General features: G+C 65.3%; 16 protein-coding genes. 10 read left to right on the top strand and 6 right to left on the bottom strand.

Annotation, left to right across the window (positions count from 1 at the left end):
- The 4 genes from FAZ21_RS20655 to FAZ21_RS19155 all read right to left on the bottom strand — a co-directional run.
- Window positions 1–203: hypothetical protein (locus FAZ21_RS20655; protein ID WP_211243531.1), on the bottom strand; the 203-nt coding region annotated here is incomplete at its 3' end.
- A gap of 187 nt (window positions 204–390) precedes the next feature.
- Window positions 391–2100, bottom strand: a complete 1710-nt coding sequence (locus FAZ21_RS19165) for a J domain-containing protein (protein WP_136775041.1) — start codon at window positions 2098–2100, stop codon at window positions 391–393.
- A complete protein-coding gene (locus FAZ21_RS19160; protein WP_136775040.1) occupies window positions 2097–3818 on the bottom strand; it encodes an Hsp70 family protein in 1722 nt (573 codons plus the stop codon). Before FAZ21_RS19160 ends, FAZ21_RS19165 begins: the two co-directional genes overlap by 4 nt.
- 149 nt (window positions 3819–3967) lie before the next feature.
- Window positions 3968–5299: an MFS transporter gene (locus FAZ21_RS19155; RefSeq protein ID WP_136775039.1), complete on the bottom strand. Its 1332-nt coding sequence runs from the start codon at window positions 5297–5299 to the stop codon at window positions 3968–3970.
- Between the two features lie 24 nt (window positions 5300–5323).
- On the opposite strand from FAZ21_RS19155, the gene FAZ21_RS19150 reads away from it, so the two are divergent.
- The 7 genes from FAZ21_RS19150 to FAZ21_RS19120 all read left to right on the top strand — a co-directional run bounded on the left by FAZ21_RS19150 (window position 5324) and on the right by FAZ21_RS19120 (window position 12110).
- Entirely contained in the window at window positions 5324–5590 is a 267-nt protein-coding gene (locus tag FAZ21_RS19150) for a hypothetical protein (protein ID WP_136775038.1), read from the top strand.
- Window positions 5591–5718: 128 nt separating this feature from the next.
- The gene (locus tag FAZ21_RS19145; protein ID WP_136775037.1) at window positions 5719–6780 is read left to right on the top strand and encodes an NAD(P)-dependent alcohol dehydrogenase; all 1062 of its coding nucleotides are present in this window, start codon (window positions 5719–5721) and stop codon (window positions 6778–6780) included.
- Window positions 6781–7061: 281 nt separating this feature from the next.
- Window positions 7062–8441, top strand: a complete 1380-nt coding sequence (locus FAZ21_RS19140; protein ID WP_136775036.1) for an iron-containing redox enzyme family protein — start codon at window positions 7062–7064, stop codon at window positions 8439–8441.
- A gap of 4 nt (window positions 8442–8445) precedes the next feature.
- Window positions 8446–8787 carry a Rieske 2Fe-2S domain-containing protein gene (locus FAZ21_RS19135; RefSeq protein ID WP_136775035.1) on the top strand — a complete coding sequence of 114 codons (342 nt, stop codon included), beginning with the start codon at window positions 8446–8448 and terminating at the stop codon, window positions 8785–8787.
- Window positions 8784–10001 carry a hypothetical protein gene (locus FAZ21_RS19130; protein WP_136775034.1) on the top strand — a complete coding sequence of 406 codons (1218 nt, stop codon included), beginning with the start codon at window positions 8784–8786 and terminating at the stop codon, window positions 9999–10001. The genes FAZ21_RS19135 and FAZ21_RS19130 overlap by 4 nt, the downstream gene beginning before the upstream one ends.
- A 101-nt stretch (window positions 10002–10102) precedes the next feature.
- Window positions 10103–11332 (top strand): ATP-grasp domain-containing protein, encoded by a 1230-nt coding sequence (locus FAZ21_RS19125; protein ID WP_136775033.1) that lies wholly within the window; start codon window positions 10103–10105, stop codon window positions 11330–11332.
- A 79-nt stretch (window positions 11333–11411) separates the two neighbouring features.
- Window positions 11412–12110, top strand: a complete 699-nt coding sequence (locus FAZ21_RS19120; RefSeq protein ID WP_169307505.1) for a B3/B4 domain-containing protein — start codon at window positions 11412–11414, stop codon at window positions 12108–12110.
- Window positions 12111–12360: 250 nt separating this feature from the next.
- On the opposite strand, the gene FAZ21_RS19115 is transcribed toward FAZ21_RS19120, so the two are convergent.
- The gene (locus FAZ21_RS19115; protein WP_169307504.1) at window positions 12361–12798 is read right to left on the bottom strand and encodes an Lrp/AsnC family transcriptional regulator; all 438 of its coding nucleotides are present in this window, start codon (window positions 12796–12798) and stop codon (window positions 12361–12363) included.
- A gap of 562 nt (window positions 12799–13360) precedes the next feature.
- Here FAZ21_RS19115 and FAZ21_RS19110 point away from each other — a divergent pair.
- The 3 genes from FAZ21_RS19110 (at window position 13361) to FAZ21_RS19100 (ending at window position 15686) form a co-directional block, all read left to right on the top strand.
- Window positions 13361–14143 carry a hypothetical protein gene (locus FAZ21_RS19110; protein WP_136775030.1) on the top strand — a complete coding sequence of 261 codons (783 nt, stop codon included), beginning with the start codon at window positions 13361–13363 and terminating at the stop codon, window positions 14141–14143.
- Window positions 14144–14256: 113 nt separating this feature from the next.
- A complete protein-coding gene (locus tag FAZ21_RS19105; protein ID WP_136775029.1) occupies window positions 14257–15159 on the top strand; it encodes an RNA polymerase sigma-70 factor in 903 nt (300 codons plus the stop codon).
- 56 nt (window positions 15160–15215) lie between these two features.
- Entirely contained in the window at window positions 15216–15686 is a 471-nt protein-coding gene (locus FAZ21_RS19100) for a carboxymuconolactone decarboxylase family protein (RefSeq protein WP_136775028.1), read from the top strand.
- Between the two features lie 197 nt (window positions 15687–15883).
- Here the strand turns inward: FAZ21_RS19100 and FAZ21_RS19095 are convergent.
- Window positions 15884–16955: DUF1615 domain-containing protein (locus FAZ21_RS19095; RefSeq protein ID WP_136775027.1), on the bottom strand; the 1072-nt coding region annotated here is incomplete at its 5' end.

Below are 16955 nucleotides of genomic sequence, written 5' to 3'. Positions count from 1 at the left end.
CCACCGAGCGCTAGCCGGGGCGGCGGGGGCATCGAGCCCAGCGCGCCGCCGGGTACGCGTGGGGCGGCGGCGCTGGACGCGGCCTGCGACGGGAGATTGAGGCTGGTTCGCCGCGCGTCGAAATCGCGCGGGCTGTCCGGGCGGGCTGATGGGGGGCCACCGTCGGGTGGGTTTTCCGCGCGGTTGCGTTTGTGGGAGGACATGGTAGTCGCCGGGAACGGACTGCCATGGCCTATCAATTTTCATGCCAGAGTAATGGCTGGTGCTTAACCGATTGATTTGACTGATGAGGCGCCGTGGGACATCGCTAGTCGACAGGCGCGGGATGATCCCGGTGGGTGCTTTGTTACCCGTTCGCGAGGCGCCCGAAGGCGACGTCGCGGATCAGGGCTATTCCGTCAGCGCCTTGATGATACGGCCGACGATGTTGATCCCGATGAGTAGCCAGATCGAGGTGGCCCAGTTCCAGCCGCTCGTGGTTGTGGCCGTGGCCGGCCGTGGTGCGTACTGCTTGGGAGGGAACCATTGGGTCTGCCACTTCCAACTGACCACGGCTTTCGTCAAGAGCAGGATCCCGGGCACCAATCCCCAGAGCAACGCGTGATAGACCACCGACCAGGTCCACCCCTCGTCCAGAAGGAAGAAGGCGCTGATGACCACCATCAACAGGCCCCATAGCGAACTCCACAGTAGCCAGCCCAAGGTGCTGAAACCATGATCGAGCAGACCGTGCCAGGCCGACGGCAGTAGGCGGAGGCCCAATGCATAGCTGGTTCGTTCGATGCGGGGGCGCATGCGCTGCCAGCCTTGGCAACAGGCGGTCAGGGCCAGGGGGAACAAGCCGGTCAGCGTTGCCCAGAGCAGGATCATCAAGAGGGTGGTCAGGGTCGATGCCGGGAGCCAGCTCGTGGTGATGGTAGAGATCGCGGCGGCCAGGACCGCGCCTGGAAAGAGCAGGACAAAGGCAGGGGCCTGGGTGAAATGGGGATGCTCATCACGCCAGAAATCCAGGGTTTGTGGGTCCAGCCTGCCCTGTAGGGCAGGGTAACGCGCGTCGATTTCATTGACGAAATACCGGGCCCAGTCCTGCGTGTTCTTCGACATCGACGTCAGGCGGGCCTGGCGATGGGCGAAGGGGGCGAGCACCTGTTTCGCCGCCTTGCGTCTGGCCCGTACCTCTTTGTCGGCTCGCCAGGTTTCCTGGGCCAGATGACGCAGCCCGCTCTCATAGCTGTCGGCGTGTGCTTGCTGATGCCGGGTGTAGTAGTGCTCGCGCATCGTATGGACCAGGCTGGGCGCGAGCAGGTACAGATGGCGGAGGTCGTCGTTCCAGTTCAGTAGCTCGAATACCTTGTCCAGACTGGCAATCGGCGTCTCGTAGTCGAGCAGGGCGTGCATCAGCGCCAACTGGAAGTGATCGCGGGTGCTCAGCTCCTGCATCCATGCGCAGCGCTGCAATTGTTTGAGCAGATCGAGCGCAGGGGCGATGTCCGCTGGCTGGAACAGGGCGCTCAGCCTGCTTGCGTGCTGTTCGGCCCAGGTACGCTTTATCTTGTTCAACGCGGCTTGCAGTGGCTCTGGCGCGTCGAAGAGATCAAACCAGCCCAGGCGGACGGCTGCGTATTCCAGAAACTCGGCATGGGGTGGGCGCGTAGCGCTGGCGCAAGCGCGCAGTACTTCTTCTGCCAGCGCCTGCCGCATGCCCGGCAAGGTGCAGTGCGCCCCGTGCAGCAACGTGTCCAGGCGTTTGGCGGCCTTGTCATGCCGAGGGTCGTCAAGGTCGACGAGGAGCAGGGCAACGTCGTTGGCCAAAGGGCTGGCGGCAAGGAACGAAGAGGTTGTCGCGAGCGCGGTGGTCTCCGGCATCGCAGGCGCCGAGGCCGGGCGTTCCTCGGCGATCGGGGGGCTGTCGCCGTCGTTGTCCGCTGCCATGCCCGCAGCGAGGTGGCAAGCGTGCTCGTAAGCACCGCGCAGTTGCTGAAAACCGTCGGGATCGACTTCCGCGTCGATGCCCTTGAGCAACCTGGCGTAGGCGCGCTTGACGGCGCGCAGGTCGTCGGTGGGCTCCAGCCCGAGCAGGGACCATGGCAGATTGCTCATAACAGCAGTTCCCCGGCCAGTTCGTCGAGCCGCAGTTGCATCTCGCGGCGTGCATCCAGGATGGTGCGGGCATCCTGTGATTCGAGCGCAGCGCGAAACTGGGCGATCACATGCCCGACATACTCTCTTTCCCCACCCAGGCGTTCGCGGTACAACCGTTCGGCCCGGTTCAGCAGGAGCGTGTTTTCCAGTTGATCGCGCGGGTGGGTTTTCAGTGCGGCCAATGCGACCAGCCGGTGTTCGACTTCTCCGGCGTCGAGCACGCCGGGGTTTTTCTCGATCACCACGCGGTGCCGTTCACCGGAATCGAGGGTGCATTCCGCTTCGAGGATGCCGTCGAGCGTGTAGGTGAAGCGAACCTCCAGCGATACTTCACCGGCGGGCTTGGGCGGCACCTTGATGTCCAGCTCCCCCAGATACACGTTGTCGCTCACGCTGCGCGATTCGCCCTGGAAGATGCGTACCGTGACCGCGCGCTGGTTGTCGGACATCGTGTTGACGATTTCGCTGCGGCTGATCGGAACCACCGAGTTGCGCTCGATGATGGGTAGATACACCCCATTCTCGACGTGCGTGGCGCTGTAGCGGCGGCAGACTTCGATGCCCAGGGAGTAGGGGCAGACGTCGGTCATCACCACTTCTTCGAGCGCGGCATCCCGCATCTTGAGCCCGGCCTGCACGGCGGCGCCCTGGGCCACGATCTCGTCGGGGTTGAGGTGGACCGCCGGGAACTTGCCGAACATGCGGGCGACCAGCTTGCGTACCAGTGGCATGCGGGAAGCCCCGCCGACGAGCACCACCTGGTCCAGGTCGGAAAGCTTGAGCCGGCTATCGCGCAGCGCGCGCTCCACCGGCTGGCGCAGGCGTGTCAGCAGGGGTTCGACCAGCGCGCCGAAATGATCGTCGCTGATTGCCCACGTATAGCGATGGTCTTCCCATTCGATGGCGAACTCGGCCTGTGCCTGTTCGCCGAGCACGCGCTTGACGCGTTCGCCCTCGCGACGCAATGCCTGCTCCAGGCGATTGCTCGTCGCGGTGCCGCGTTCCAGTGAGATTTGCTCCTTCAAGGGGTGCCCGGGCCCTTTGAGGAAGGCATCGACCAATGCCGAAACGAAATCCTCGCCACCGAGGAAATTGTCGCCCGCGCTGGCACGGACTTCCATGATGCCTTCGAACAGTTCCAGGATCGAAACATCGAAGGTGCCGCCGCCCAGATCGAAGACCAGGAAGGTCTTTTCATCGTTGCGCAGGTGCAGGCCGTAGGCCAGCGCTGCCGCCGTGGGTTCGTTGAGCAGGCGCTCGACCCGCAGCCCGGCAAGCTGGCCCGCGATGCGCGTCGCCTTGCGTTGGGCATCGCTGAAATAGGCGGGAACGGTGATCACCGCTTCGGTAACCGGCTGGCCCAGATAGCGCTCTGCGTCGTCCTTGAGCGATTTGAGGACCAGTGCCGACAGTTCTTCCGGCCGGAAGCGCTGGTCTCCCAGCTTGAATACGTGATCGGACCCCATGTAGCGCTTGAACAGCGCCGCGGTACGCTGCGGCTCGGTCAAGAGTTGTTCGCGGGCCGCCAGTCCTACCAGGACCCGGTCTTGCTCGTCGAATCCCACCACCGAGGGGGTCAGCACATGACCCAGCGCGTTCGGAACCAGTTCGGACTGTCCGTTGCGCCAGACGGTGACCAGGCTATTGGTCGTGCCGAGATCGATACCGATAATCATGCTGTCTTGTAGGTAAGTAAAAAAAACAGCATTTCACCACAAGGCCATCGTGTTACGCCAAGCTGTCAAGCAAACGTTGGGCAAAAAGCCACGCTTCTGCCGGGCGACCCCGATGGCAAACGACGAACGATACCGGTTTCAGCGTTCCGTCAGCGGGCTCCAGGAGCCGGCAAATCACGGCTGGGCGCGGTATACCCCGGAATCGGCACCAGCGCGCAGACCACGCCCAGCACCGCCAGTGCGGCGACATAGTGGGCTGGGGCGAGGGTGTCCACCTTCAGCCACAGCGTCAGCATCACCGGCGTCAGGCCGCCGAAGATGGCGTAGGCCACGTTGTAGCTGAACGACAGGCCGGAGAACCGCACCACCGCCGGGTAGGCGTGCACCAGTACGAAGGGGATGGCGCCGACGGTGCCGACGAAGAAGCCGGCCACCATGTAGCCGACGATCAGCGTGGTGGGCGATGCCGTGGCCAGGCTGCCGTAGAACAGGTAGCTGCTGATGAGCAGGCCCAGGCTGCCGATGCCCAGCGTCCACTTGCTGCCGAAGCGGTCGGCCGCCATGCCGAATGCCACGCAGCCGATGGTCAGCATCACGATGGCCAGGCTGTTGGCTTGCAGCGCCAGCGCGGGCGTCACGGCGAACTGCTTTTGCAGGTAGGTGGGCGTGAACAGGATGACCACCACGATGGCGGCGGACAGCACCCAGGTCAGCAGCATCGACAGCACTACCGATCCCAGGTGGTTCTTCACGATGGCCTTGAGCGGCAGCTCCTTGGCCAGCAACTGGCGCGCGTGCATTTCCTTGAAGACGGGGGTTTCCTCCAGGAAGCGGCGCAGGTACACCGCGAACAGGCCGAACACGCCGCCCAGGATGAAGGGGATGCGCCATGCGAAGTCGTGCACTTCGGTCTGGCTGTAGTGGCTGTTGATGGCGGTGGCGATCAGCGAGCCCAGCAGGATGCCGAAGGTCAGCCCTGCGGTGAGCGTGCCGACGGCCAGGCCGGTGTGGCGGCGCGGCACGTGCTCGGAGACGAACACCCAGGCGCCGGGCACTTCGCCGCCGATGGCGGCACCTTGCAGGATGCGGAACAGCAGCAACAGCAGCGGCGCGGCAATGCCGACGCTGGCGTAGGTGGGCAGCAGGCCCATCGCCAGCGTGGGAATCGCCATCAGGAAGATCGACAGCGTGAACATGCGCTTGCGGCCGAGCAGGTCGCCGAAGTGGGCGATGATGATGCCGCCCAGGGGGCGCGCCAGGTAGCCGGCGGCAAAGATGCCGAAGGTCTGCAACTGGCGCAGCCAGTCGGGCATTTCGGGCGGGAAGAACAGGCTGCCGAGCACGGCGGCGAAAAAGACGAACACGACGAAGTCGTAGAACTCCAGCGCGCCGCCCAGGGCAGCGAGGGAGAGCGTCTTGTAATCATTGCGGTCCAGCTTGCGATGCGCGGACGCACCCAGGATATCCACTGACGTTGTCATCGGGCACTCGAGAAAGATTGGCGGATGGAATGGTTCGCGATTCTAGGGCAGCGCTTCGGCCCTGCCTATCGCGGAAAGCGGCAGGCGGCGGGCGCGCAACAATGGGTATTTCACTGCACGGGTTCGCCGGCCCGCATTTTGGGATTGTTCCGTGCCGATTTACCCGGGATTCCGGTATTAACAGCGATGATCGCCACGACGTTTTGTTTTATTTCTATTGCCTATGCCGATTGGATTCATTGGTTGACCGCCCTGAATGAAACGCCATTGGCGTCTTGGAAAGGGCAATAGGAAAAATACGAAAATCATGGGCTTTCCCTGGCGGGATTCGGGTAAATGCCATTATTTCCGGCCCGGTATGCGAATTCAATTCAGATCGGCAATTCTAATTTTTCTGGATTTATCCCAAGGAGATCGAAATGAAAGGCTTTGCAATGATCAGGATCGGTGAGGTCGGCTGGATCGATGCGCAAAAGCCGGTTGCCGGTCCGCTGGATGCCATCGTGCGCCCGCTGGCGCTGTCACCGTGCACCTCCGACATCCATACCGTGTGGTCCGGCGCCATCGGAGAGCGTTTCAACATGGTGCTCGGTCACGAATCGGTGGGCGAGGTGGTCGAAGTCGGCGCGCTGGTGAAGGATTTCAAGCCGGGCGATCGCGTGATCGTGCCCGCCATCACGCCCGACTGGGGCGCGGTGGAATCGCAGGAGGGGTTCTCCATGCATTCGGGCGGCATGCTGGCTGGGTGGAAGTTCTCCAACTTCAAGGATGGCGTGTTCGCCGAGTACTTCCACGTGAACGAGGCCGATGCCAACCTGGCGCACCTGCCCGACGGGGTGAAGCCGGAGGACGCGGTGATGCTGGCCGACATGGTGGTCACCGGCTTCCTGGGCGTGGAACTGGCCGACGTCAACTTCGGCGACACCGTGGCGGTGATCGGCATCGGCCCGGTGGGACTGATGTCGGTGGCGGGCTGCGGCCTGCGGGGCGCGGCGCGCATCCTGGCGGTAGGCTCGCGCCCCAAGTGCATCGAGGTGGCGCGGCAGTATGGCGCCACCGACATCGTCAATTACCGGAACGGCGATATCGTCGAGCAGATCATGGAGGCCACCAACGGCCGGGGCGTGGATAAGGTGGTGATCGCCGGCGGCGACGTGGATACCTTCGCGCAGGCGGTGAAGATCGTGCGGCCGGGTGGCTCCGTCGGCAACGTGAACTACCTGGGCGAGGGCGATTTCGTGAAGATCCCGCGCGTGGAATGGGGCGTGGGCATGGGCCACAAGAAGATCAACGGCGGCCTCACCCCCGGCGGGCGGATGAAGATGGAAAAGATGGCGCGCCTGCTGCAATACGGCAAGCTCGACACCAGCCTGCTGCTGACCCATCGCTTCAGGGGGCTGGAAGGCGTGGAGCCGGCACTGATGCTGATGAAGGACAAGCCGGCCGATCTGATCAAGCCGGTGGTGACCATCGATTACTGAACGTGGGCCACCGTGGCGGCCCAAGGCCGCCGCGCCTGCCCAGCCGCGCCGGAATCCGGCGCGGCTTTTTTGCGCCCGCCACACCGGCTGGCCTCTGCGCGGCGGCGGTGGGCCAGCGGGCCCGGCAGCGGCATCCGGAACCCGAGTTGGGTCCGAATGGGCGTTTTCACTACTCGTTTCCGCAGTTTCACTAAAAATCCAACGCTTTGTTTATTTCAACGCCGATGGGGGATAGGTAAGATTTTTTCAAAGTTCCAGTGAAGAACGGCAAGGGAATCACAATGTCCTCTATCGATGCGTTGCTCAATAATAATAAAAATCCGGATCACGCGATGCTTGAACAGGCGTTATCCAGGTTTGCCAGCCATCCCCTGTTTGACCAGCCCGACAGCTTTTATTGCGACAGCCCTTATCTGCGCCCGGTCCGCCCGCAGGACCTGCGCGAATTCAATTTCGATTCCGTGCTTGCGCTGGCGGAATTGAAGCAACCTTCCCATTTGATGGCGCAGCGCCTGCTGCTCAATATCTACGAGCAGGACCTGATTTTCCTGCCGCAACAGAAAAAGCTGCACCTGGAGGAATTCAACGCCTTTTACGATGAAGGGCTGCGCGGCGCCGGCGCCGCCATCCGCCCCATGCTGGAGCGCCATGTGTTCGGCTGGCTCGACAGCGAAGTGAGCGTCAGTGGCAACTGGGATGTGGATACCTTCAAGGGCTATGCCGACGAGGTGCTGGACAGGGTTGCCCGCACGCCGTCCGCATTGCTCGATTGCATCGGCAATTCACGCAACCCGGCCAATGCGGCACGCTTTTTCCTGATCCAGTGCGCCGGCGATTTTCTCAGCGAGGCCTCGGCCATGGCGCGCAACGTGCTGGGCAATTTCGGACCGGCGCAGAGCGAATTGTTCAAGATCCTGATCGACGAATACGGTTATGGCGTTGCGCAGAAAAAGCACAGTGTGATCTTCGAATCGCTGCTGGCCGAGTGCGGCCTCAATCCGGCGGTGCACTACTACTGGCAGTTCTACACCGCCACCTCGCTGGCACTGATCAATTACTTCCATTACGTCTCGGCCAATCACCGGCACTTCTTCCGCTATCTGGGCGCGTTGTTCTACACCGAGGCCAGCCTGGCGCTGGTCACCCGCGCGCAGGCCCAGGCCATGCGCATCGCCTTCGGCGATACGGTCGATACGCTGTACTTCGACGAGCACGCGCATATCGACGTGCACCACGGCAAGATGGCCTTCGAGCAACTGATCCGCCCGGTGGTGCTGCGCTACGGCAACCAGGTGCTGCCGGACATCATCCGCGGCTTCGAGGAGTTTCGCCTGTTGCAGGACGTGGCCGACGCCGAGCTGTTCGCCCACGTGGCGTGGCACGACGAGCTGTCGCAATGGCGCCCGGGCCCGCCGCCCGCGCTGCCGGCCGGCGCGCGCAGCCATCCCTTCCATGAATGCCGGGACGACCTGTCGGTCACGCATGTCCACGGCGCCACCGAGTTGTTCGCGGTCGACAAGGGCACGCTGCGACTGGTGTGCTCGCCCTTCACCGAACTGAACCTCTCGGCCGGCCAGCATGTGGTGATTCCGCAGGGGCTGCTGCATGGCTCCGTCATCACCTCCGACCATTGCTCCTACACCGTGACCAGCCTGGAGTGACACCGTGAAGATCACCACCTTGCCCCTGGATAGCTTCAACTCGCTCGCTGTCGGCGCGCGCCGCTATTTCCTGTTGCAGAACGGCGACAAGCCCGTCATCGCGCCCAGCGAATGCCCGCATCGCGGCGGCCCGCTCAACCTGGGGCGACGCAAGGCCTGCGGCGCCAAGCTGGTGTGCCCGTGGCACGACAACGCCTATCCCACCCAGTCCATCGAGCGTGGCGCGCTGCCGGCGATCCGCCGCTGCGCCGAGATTTCCATCGTCACCGGCAACGAAGATATCCGCGTGTGGACCGAGTTGCTGCCGATCAACCAGGGGCAGGGCGCCTGCGAGGATGCAGCATGAACGCCGGAACGCGGCAGTTGCTGATGTTCTACGCCGTGGTGGCGCTGTTCACCGGCGTGGACATGGGGCTGATGATCGGCTTGTTCTGGTCGTCGCTGAAGATCACCGGCTCGCCGCTGGTGCTGGGCCTGGTGCTGTGCCTGTCCATGCTGTTGCCGTTCACCCTGCAACGGCTGGCCCGGCGCGGCGGACGCGGGCTGGTGCTCGATTTCCAGCACACGCTGGTGGCCCGCGCCGCTGGCTTCGTGCTGATCCTGGGCTGCGCCTTGGCTGGCCTGTTCCATACGCTGTACGGCTTCGTGCTGATCGCGCTGCTGGTGGGGGTGCTGGGGTTCTTCACCACCAGCGCGCTGGAGGCGGTGAACACGCGCTTTTCGCTGGCGCAGGTGGTGAACAGCGAATTCTCCGCGCGCTGGATGCAGACGGCGATCCAGTTGGGCGCGTTCGGTGGCGCCGCGCTGGGCGGGCTGGCGCTGGAAGGGTTCGGCATCGACCGCTTTGCGCTGGTGTTCTGCTCCATGGGCTGCCTGGCCGCACTGACGGTGCTGGTGTCCCCGCTGGGGCGGCTCAGCGTGGAGCGCGCCGCTGGCGCGGCGCCGACGGTGCCGGCGCGGCCGCTGAGCGCGGACGCGGTGCCGGGCGTGGACGGCCGGCTGCTGCGCGCGCTGTGCCTGGGCCTGGGCATGATCGGCTTTCATATCGGCGCCTTCAATACGCTGACGCCGGTGATCTACCAGACGCTCAACCACTGGACGGCGGCCGATTTCGGCCTGGCCAGCGGCGTGGCCGGCGTGGGGGCCTTCCTGGCGGCGGTGCTGCCGGGGGCGCGGGTGCCCGACTACGTGCCGCCGCTGCTGATCCTGCTGATGGATGCGTTGCTGGTGTATTCCGGCGTGGCGGCGGTCTCCATCGCGGCGTGCTTCCTGATCGGTTATTCGATCAATCACCTGCGCATCCAGTTGCGCAGGAAGCTGATCGATCTGGCGCGCAGCCCGGCCGATGCCGATCGCATCGCCTCGATCAGCGCCTTCTATTACCTGCTGCTGCAAAGCGCCGCGCCGCTGATCCTGGCCGGCCTGATCACCGAGCGGCTGTTCGGGCGGCAGGCGGCGCCGGCGGTGTTCGTGCTGGTGGCGGTGGTGCTGTTGCTCAGCGTGGTGGTGCTGCCCCGCGTGACCAGCGCGCCGGTGCGCGCGGTGGCCGAGCCCGGTTGACGATTGAAGTCGGGTCGGCCCGCCGACCCGCGTGAGTCCCCTCTTGCCGCCGGCGCGGTCCGGGCCGGCGGTGTTTTTTTCCGATTTTGTTCGAGAACGCCATGATTTCCCTTCAAGACCAGTATGTGATCGTCGTCGATCCGTTCTCCAGCGGCGCGCTCTACGCGCCCAAGTTTGTCAGCCTGGGTTACCCCTGCGTGGCGGTGCGTTCGTCGCCGCATATCGCCGAACGCTTTGCACGCGGTTTCCAGCCCGCGGGGTTCATCGACGGCGAACTGTTCGATATCGAGGAGGCGCTGACCCGGTTCGGCGTGGCGCGCGCGGTGGCGGTGGTGGCCGGCTGCGAGATGGCGGTGGCCGCCGCCGATGCGCTGGCGCACCGGCTGGGCCTGCCGGGCAATGCGCCCGCCACCACCGCGCGGCGCCGCGACAAATACCCGATGCAGCAGGCGCTGGCCGAGGCCGGTTTGCGGCATATCCCGTCGCTGTTCATCCGCAACCGCGCGCAGATCGACAGCGCCACCGAAACGCTGGAAGACATCGCCTACGTGGTCAAGCCGGTAAATTCCGCGTCCACCGACGGGGTGAGGTTCGCCCATGGCCGGGAGGGCGCGCGCCAGGCGCTGAACGAATCGGCCTGGGGCCGGGTGAACGATCTGGGCGAGGTGAATCGCGGCTTTGTGGTGCAGCCCTTTATCGAAGGGCCGGAATACGTGGTCGATCTGGTCGCCCACCCCGGTGGTTATACCGTGGCGTCGGTGTGCGTCTACGACAAGGTGGCCTGCAATGGCGCGCCCTTCGTCTATGCCGGGCTGGAGGCGCTGGACCCGCACGATCCGCAGTATGCCCCGCTGCTCAGCTACGCCCGGCGTGCCGCCGCCGCGCTGGGCGTGGTGGCCGGCCCGCTGCACATGGAGCTGATCTGGAGCGACGATGGCCCGGTGATGATCGAGGCTGGCGCGCGCATGCACGGCGGCGTCGCGCCCGCGTTGTTCAACGATTGCTACAGCCCCAATCTGCTCGACCTCGCGGTGGACGCCTATCTCGGCAAGCCCATCGACACCTTGCTGGCCGAGCGCCGCCAGTTCGGCCGCATCGTGTTCCTGATCGGTAGGAAGGAGGGCATCTACCCCGGGCCATCGCCGGTCTACGAAGCCAACCTGCGCCAGTTGCCGTCGTATCGCGGCCACCGGATCTTTGTCTCGCAAGGGGAGCGCATGGTGCCGACGGTGGATCTGGCGAGCTGCCCCGGCATCGTCTGGCTGGCCAGCCGTATTCCCGAACAACTGGATATCGATGACAAGAGCTGCCGCACGCTGGCGGCAGTGTGACGGTGCGCCGCCCCGCGCGGGCGGTTGCGCCACCGGTGCCCGCATGGGCCCGGGGGTTCAAGGTTCCGAGGAGCAAACCATGATCGAGCAAGTGCACATTTCCACCGCCGCCGCCATGGCCGGCGTCGCCAATGCCTGCGTCGCGCGCATCTCCGGCGTGACGGTGTTCCAGAGCCGCCATTACGAGCGGCATCTGCTGGGCGCGTTGCAGCAGATCGTCGATGACAAGGAATTCATGCAGCGGCCGGAGATCACCGGCTACCAGCAGCAACTGGGCATGCTGGGCTTCGCCGGCACGCGCCCGGCCAACGAGCGGCTGATCCACCATTTCATGAGCAACGGCCCGAGCCTGATCAACAACGTGGTCGATTCGTACAACGTGGCGTCGCTGCTGTTCGGCGCCAGCATCGGCGGCCACGTGGCGGACGGCCTGGATGGCTGCCTGGAGATCGACATTGCCAGCGGCGGCGAGACGATCACGCCGTTGTTCTCGCGCAAGGCCCGGCGCGTGGCGCCCGGCTCGCTGGTGTATTCGTCGGGCGGCCGCCTGCTGGCGGCCATCGGCGGCGTGGACACCGATGCCGACCCGTTCAAGATCGACGAATCGGCGCGCGACGTGATTCTGGTGGTACTGGGGCACCAGCACACCAGCTATCGCTACAACTACAACGTGGCGCGCCGTGCCGCCGACCTGCTGACCGAAACCAACCCCGGCAGCGTGTTCTCGGTACTGCCCACGATCATCAATCGCCAACGCCAGGAGCTGGATGCCGCATAGCGCCTGGCGGCCAAAGTGTTTTTCTGCGGCGACGCTTCGCCGGCCCGGTTTCGGGCCGGCTTTTTTTCGTCTGCCCGACAACGGGGCAGCGCAACGGCCGGCCAACGAACCGCAAGCAAGGCGAGGGCGGGGGAGTTGGAATCGATCAAGAGAGCGTCGTTACTGGCGCTTAGATGACGGTGAGCGCCCGGCTTCGCCGGGGGCCCGATGCAGGCGGGCTTGCCACCACCGCTGGCAACTCACCCAGACGCTAAGACCAGGTTTTAAGTACCGGGCAGATCGTCACTTCGCGCACTTCGGTGATGCCGCTCAGGTGTTCCTTCACCGACATCAGTTCCTCGAACTTGGCGTAGCGCATCTTGATGATGAGATCGAGCGGGCCGAACAGCGAGTGGCATTCCACCACGTTGGGGTGTTGCTTGATCTCTTTCCAGATGATGTGGCAATCGCTGCCACCGGAATGGCGGATGATCAGGAACGCCTCGTTGGCGGGCCCCACGCGCGGGCCCTGTTCGCCCAGGACGACGCGATAACCCTGGATGACGCGGGCTTCTTCCATGCGCGTGATCCGTGCCTCCACCGCCGTGCGCGATTTGTGGATGCGCCGGCCGATCTCGGAAATGGACGCGCGTGCGTCCTCGGACAGGATTTCCAGGATCTTTACATCGATATCATCGATTTTCTTCATTTCGCCTTGGATCGGGGCTCGTGCAGCAGGAAAGGGAAGGGCTATGGCCAATTGCCGAAGGGCGGGCACATTGCGGCGGATGGCCTCGTTCGCGGGATGGTCCCGCTGCAACCGGCACGCCTTGCACGGCATTCCGGCCTTCGTTCATCGGCCCCGCGCTCAACGGGCGATTCGACCAGGCGGTGGCCGGCCGCTGACGGTCCATGGGCGGCGGAACGCTCCATTGTGCTTGCTGCGTCACACGCTGCAATCCGGCGACCATCCTGCATGCTCCCTGTATGCTGTGAACCATGGTAAGAACTGGGAAAGATCAAGACCCCTGCTTGTCCTGGGGCTTCCCGGCACGCATGTTTATCACAACGCTCAGGCTCACTGAAAGCTTTCCGCTTCCGACTGTCGGCCACGTGCCAGAATTGCCACGGATCGGCATCCGCGCGAGGCGCGAATCCGTGGATGACCCGGCGCGCCATGCCAGGATCACCACAAACGAAGCATGTTATTGCCACTCAAGCCATGCCGGAAGGTGCCGATAATAGATCGTTCGGTAATGGAATCCCCCGCCATGAAAACGCAGTCCACCCCCAGCAACCTGCCCAGCACGTTGCAGAATTATTCGCGCACCGGCCCCAATCAGGCTGGCAAGAGCACCGCCACGCCAGCCAAGGGTCTCGACAACCTGATGGCGCTGGCCCAGCCCTCCGATACCGCCATCGGGCAGCGGGTGGGGCGCCTGGGGCAGGCCACGCTGGATATGGCGCAGCAGTTCATGGGCAGCTTCGCCGAGCAGTTGTTCGGTGATCAGGCCAAGGGCATGAAGGTGGATTTCGATTCGTTCGAGCTATCGGCCCAGTCCACCGCCAGCATGGCGACCTATAGCAGCCAGGGCGCTCAGGGCGCCAGCCAGGCGGCTGCGTTCCGCCTGGAGGACAGTAGCTCCTTCATCGGCCGGGGCAAGCTCACCACGGCGGACGGCCAGGTCTTCGATTTCGAGATCGAAGTGCGCTACCAGTCGATCCAGGAGGCGGCCTACGCCAGCAGCAGCGGCGCCGACAGCCAGGCGGCCATCCCCGCGCGCGACGATGCGGCCCCGGCGGCCAGGTCCAACGACCTGCGCACTTACTTTACTGGCACTTCCGACGATCTGTTGAGCCAGCTTTCCGGCACGCCGGTACGGCAGCCGTTCAGCATGCTGCTGCCCAAGCAGGATGGCAGCGGCGACATGCTCAAGCTGCTGGGCGATCTGGCGCTGCGTCTGATGAACCTGCCCGGCGGCTCGCGCTATGTCGATCTGGCCAACGTCGGCCAGGATGCCGCGCCGGCCTCGGGCATCGTCGACAAAGCCTGATCGCCCCCTCTGTTTTCCGATCCCCTGTCACAATCGGGCGGCATCGCGCGTCTTGCGCGTGCCGCCCGTTCGTTGTCGGGCCTTCCGATCACCCGCCGCGCCGGAGCCACCGCTTGCCACACCAGGAATTCGAACGCCATCGCCCGCGCCTGTTCGCGCTGGCCTATCGCATGCTGGGCACGCGCGCCGAGGCCGAGGACGTGGTGCAGGATGTCTACCTGCGCTGGCACGAGGCCGACCACGCCGCGCTGGCATCGGCCGAGGCGTGGCTGGTGACGGTGGCGACGCGCGCCGCCATCGACCGCCTGCGCGCGGCACAGCGGGAACGCGCGCACTACGTGGGGCCGTGGCTGGCGGAGCCGATCGCGCTCGATGCGCTGCCGCACCCCCGGCCGGGACCCGCGCAGCAATACGAGTTTGCGCAGGATGTGTCGCTGGCGTTCCTTGCCGTGCTGGAACGGCTGGGGCCGGAGGAGCGCGCGGCATTCCTGCTGCACGAGGTGTTCGACTGCAATTACCAGGACATCGCCGCGATGCTGGGCAAGAGCGCGGCGGCATGCCGGCAGATGGTGCATCGCGCGCGGGACCGGGTGCGCGCCGAGCGCCCGCGCTTTACGGTCAGCCCGGAACGCCACCGCGCCTTGCTGGCGCGCTTCGCGGCGGCGGCGCAGCTCGGCGAGATGGATGCGCTGCGCGCGCTGTTCGCCGAGGATGCCGCGCTGGTCTCGGATGGCGGCGGCAAGGCCGTGGCCGCATTGCGGCCCTTGCTGGGTGCCGCGCGCGTGGCGCGTCTGTACCACGTGCTGGCACGGCAGCGCCGCCATCAGGACGAGCGCTACGAGATCGTCGAATTCAATGGCGAAGCCGGGCTGCTGCATTACCTCGACGGCGTGCTGGTCACGGCCTATGCCATCGTGGGCGACGGCGAGCACATCCACACGCTGTTCGCCCTCCGCAACCCCGACAAACTGGCGGGGCTGAGGGAAATCTCCGGCGGGCTGTCACAAGGAGGGTGATCGGCGCGTCTAGGGGGAACCCGGTTCTTTTGCCGGCCACCTACCAGGAGCCCACCATGCGTCGCACCCCCACCACCTCGTTCCACGATGCCGCCCACGATACCTACCAGGCCCTGCTTGCCACCAGTGCCACGCTGGCGCGCGGCGTGCTCGGCCCCCGGCTGATCGAACTGGTCAACCTGCGTATCTCCCAGATCAACGGCTGCGCCTACTGCGTGGACATGCACGCGCGCGATCTGCTGGCGCAGGGCTGCGACTGGCAATGGGTGAACAGCGTCGTCACCTGGCACGAAGTGGATTTCTACACCGAGGCCGAACGCGCCGCGCTGGGCTGGGCGGAGGCGGTGACCACGCTGGCGCGGCATGGCCGCGATGATGCCTATGCCGCGCTGTTGCCGCATTTCGACGAGCGCGCCCGCGCTGAGCTGACCTTTGTCGCCGCGGTGATGAATACCTGGAACCGCATGGCCATCACGCTGGAAAGCCAGGTGGCGCGCGCACCGGAGCTGCCGCGTCCGGCGCGCTGACCGGGAAGCGAAGCGCCCGGCCCATGCGCAACGCCTGGCGCGAGGCGAGGGCATATCGCCGTCTGTTTCACGACATTGTTCGGTACGAACCGGAATGCCGCGCAGTGTCGCTGGCCGCGTGCGGTATCCATACCGCCGTGCGTCCAGCGCCTTGCGCGGCGCCCGCACCGCGCTGCCGCGCAACCCTTGGCCGGCCGCTACTTGCGTGCGAGGCAGGTCTGGTAGCGGCCGTCCACGCGCTCGGCGAACCAGGCGGTGGTCAGCTTGCGGGTGATCTTGGGGCTTTTCAGGCGGATCTGCGGCAACGCGGCGCGGGGCAGCGGCTTGCCGGCGGCGGCATCGGCCAGCGCGAACACGCGCTTGTAGGTTTCGCTGCCACCGAAGCCGGACATCTTTTCCTGTTGCAGATCGCGCTGCATCGCCTCGCGGGATAATTTCAGCCGGTCGCTCAGCGTATACAGCGCGGACTGGCTGTCGCTGGTCCCGGTGGGGCGGCCGTTCTGATAGCGCAACAGGTCGCCGTCCAGCGACAGCTTCCTGCCGGTGAGTTTTTCCAGCGCGGCCTGGAATGCCACGTTGCGGCTGGCGTAGCGGCCCGCGTTGTAGTCGGCGAAGCGGTAGATCATCTCGCTGTAGGGCGCGGGGTAGTGCAACAGGTTGGCAATGCCGAAGTAGGTGCCGCCGCGCCGGGTGAACACCTGCTGGCGCACGCTGCCGCGCTGGGCGTAGGGATACGGCCAGGCGCGCACGTGGTTCTCGGCGAACTCGACGCTGACCTGCATCGGCCCGCCGGTGCGGATGGGGTTGCGCATGTTGAGCGGCAGGCCCAAGTTGCTGGCTTCCCGCGCCATGTCCTCGAACAGGTCGTTCATCTGCCGTTCGGTGCTCAGCGTATCGATGCGCTGCTTGTAGCTGGCGCCGGTCGGCGAGGGCTTGAGCAGGGCGGTTTTCACCACCGCCAGCGGGATGTGATAACGCGATGCGCGTTCGTCGATGGCCTTCCAGACGATGGCCGGCAGGCCGGGAACGCCGGGGTCGCCCTGCCAGCTCGATTCCTGCTCGATCACGGCGGCGGCGGCGCAGAAGTATTCGGCGCTGTAGGGGATTTTCAGCGCGGTGAAGGCGTCCAGGATGTCGTCGCTCCAGCCTGCGCGGTCGGGCATGCGGGGCGGCAGCAGGCGCGCCAGCAGTGCGCGGCCCTCGGCCTGGGTCAGGCGGCGCGGCGATGCGCTCGGCACCGGCGTCGGCACCGCGGCTTCCACCGGCTCG

Origin of the sequence: Chitiniphilus eburneus, assembly GCF_005048205.1 — a bacterium.
Classification (GTDB): Bacteria; Pseudomonadota; Gammaproteobacteria; order Burkholderiales; family Chitinibacteraceae; genus Chitiniphilus; species Chitiniphilus eburneus.
This window is presented reverse-complemented; position numbering and strand designations above follow the sequence as displayed.

What these genes read in the sequence shown, in the direction of transcription:
- FAZ21_RS19120 (WP_169307505.1), top strand. Translation starts at nt 11,412, where the DNA reads ATGATCGAGCAAGTGCACATTTCCACCGCCGCCGCCATGGCCGGCGTC.
- FAZ21_RS19130 (WP_136775034.1), top strand. Translation starts at nt 8,784, where the DNA reads ATGAACGCCGGAACGCGGCAGTTGCTGATGTTCTACGCCGTGGTGGCG.
- FAZ21_RS19100 (WP_136775028.1), top strand. Translation starts at nt 15,216, where the DNA reads ATGCGTCGCACCCCCACCACCTCGTTCCACGATGCCGCCCACGATACC.
- FAZ21_RS19115 (WP_169307504.1), bottom strand. Translation starts at nt 12,798, where the DNA reads ATGAAGAAAATCGATGATATCGATGTAAAGATCCTGGAAATCCTGTCC.
- FAZ21_RS19150 (WP_136775038.1), top strand. Translation starts at nt 5,324, where the DNA reads ATGGAATGGTTCGCGATTCTAGGGCAGCGCTTCGGCCCTGCCTATCGC.
- FAZ21_RS19155 (WP_136775039.1), bottom strand. Translation starts at nt 5,299, where the DNA reads ATGACAACGTCAGTGGATATCCTGGGTGCGTCCGCGCATCGCAAGCTG.
- FAZ21_RS19110 (WP_136775030.1), top strand. Translation starts at nt 13,361, where the DNA reads ATGAAAACGCAGTCCACCCCCAGCAACCTGCCCAGCACGTTGCAGAAT.
- FAZ21_RS19165 (WP_136775041.1), bottom strand. Translation starts at nt 2,100, where the DNA reads ATGAGCAATCTGCCATGGTCCCTGCTCGGGCTGGAGCCCACCGACGAC.
- FAZ21_RS19125 (WP_136775033.1), top strand. Translation starts at nt 10,103, where the DNA reads ATGATTTCCCTTCAAGACCAGTATGTGATCGTCGTCGATCCGTTCTCC.
- FAZ21_RS19145 (WP_136775037.1), top strand. Translation starts at nt 5,719, where the DNA reads ATGAAAGGCTTTGCAATGATCAGGATCGGTGAGGTCGGCTGGATCGAT.
- FAZ21_RS19140 (WP_136775036.1), top strand. Translation starts at nt 7,062, where the DNA reads ATGTCCTCTATCGATGCGTTGCTCAATAATAATAAAAATCCGGATCAC.
- FAZ21_RS19160 (WP_136775040.1), bottom strand. Translation starts at nt 3,818, where the DNA reads ATGATTATCGGTATCGATCTCGGCACGACCAATAGCCTGGTCACCGTC.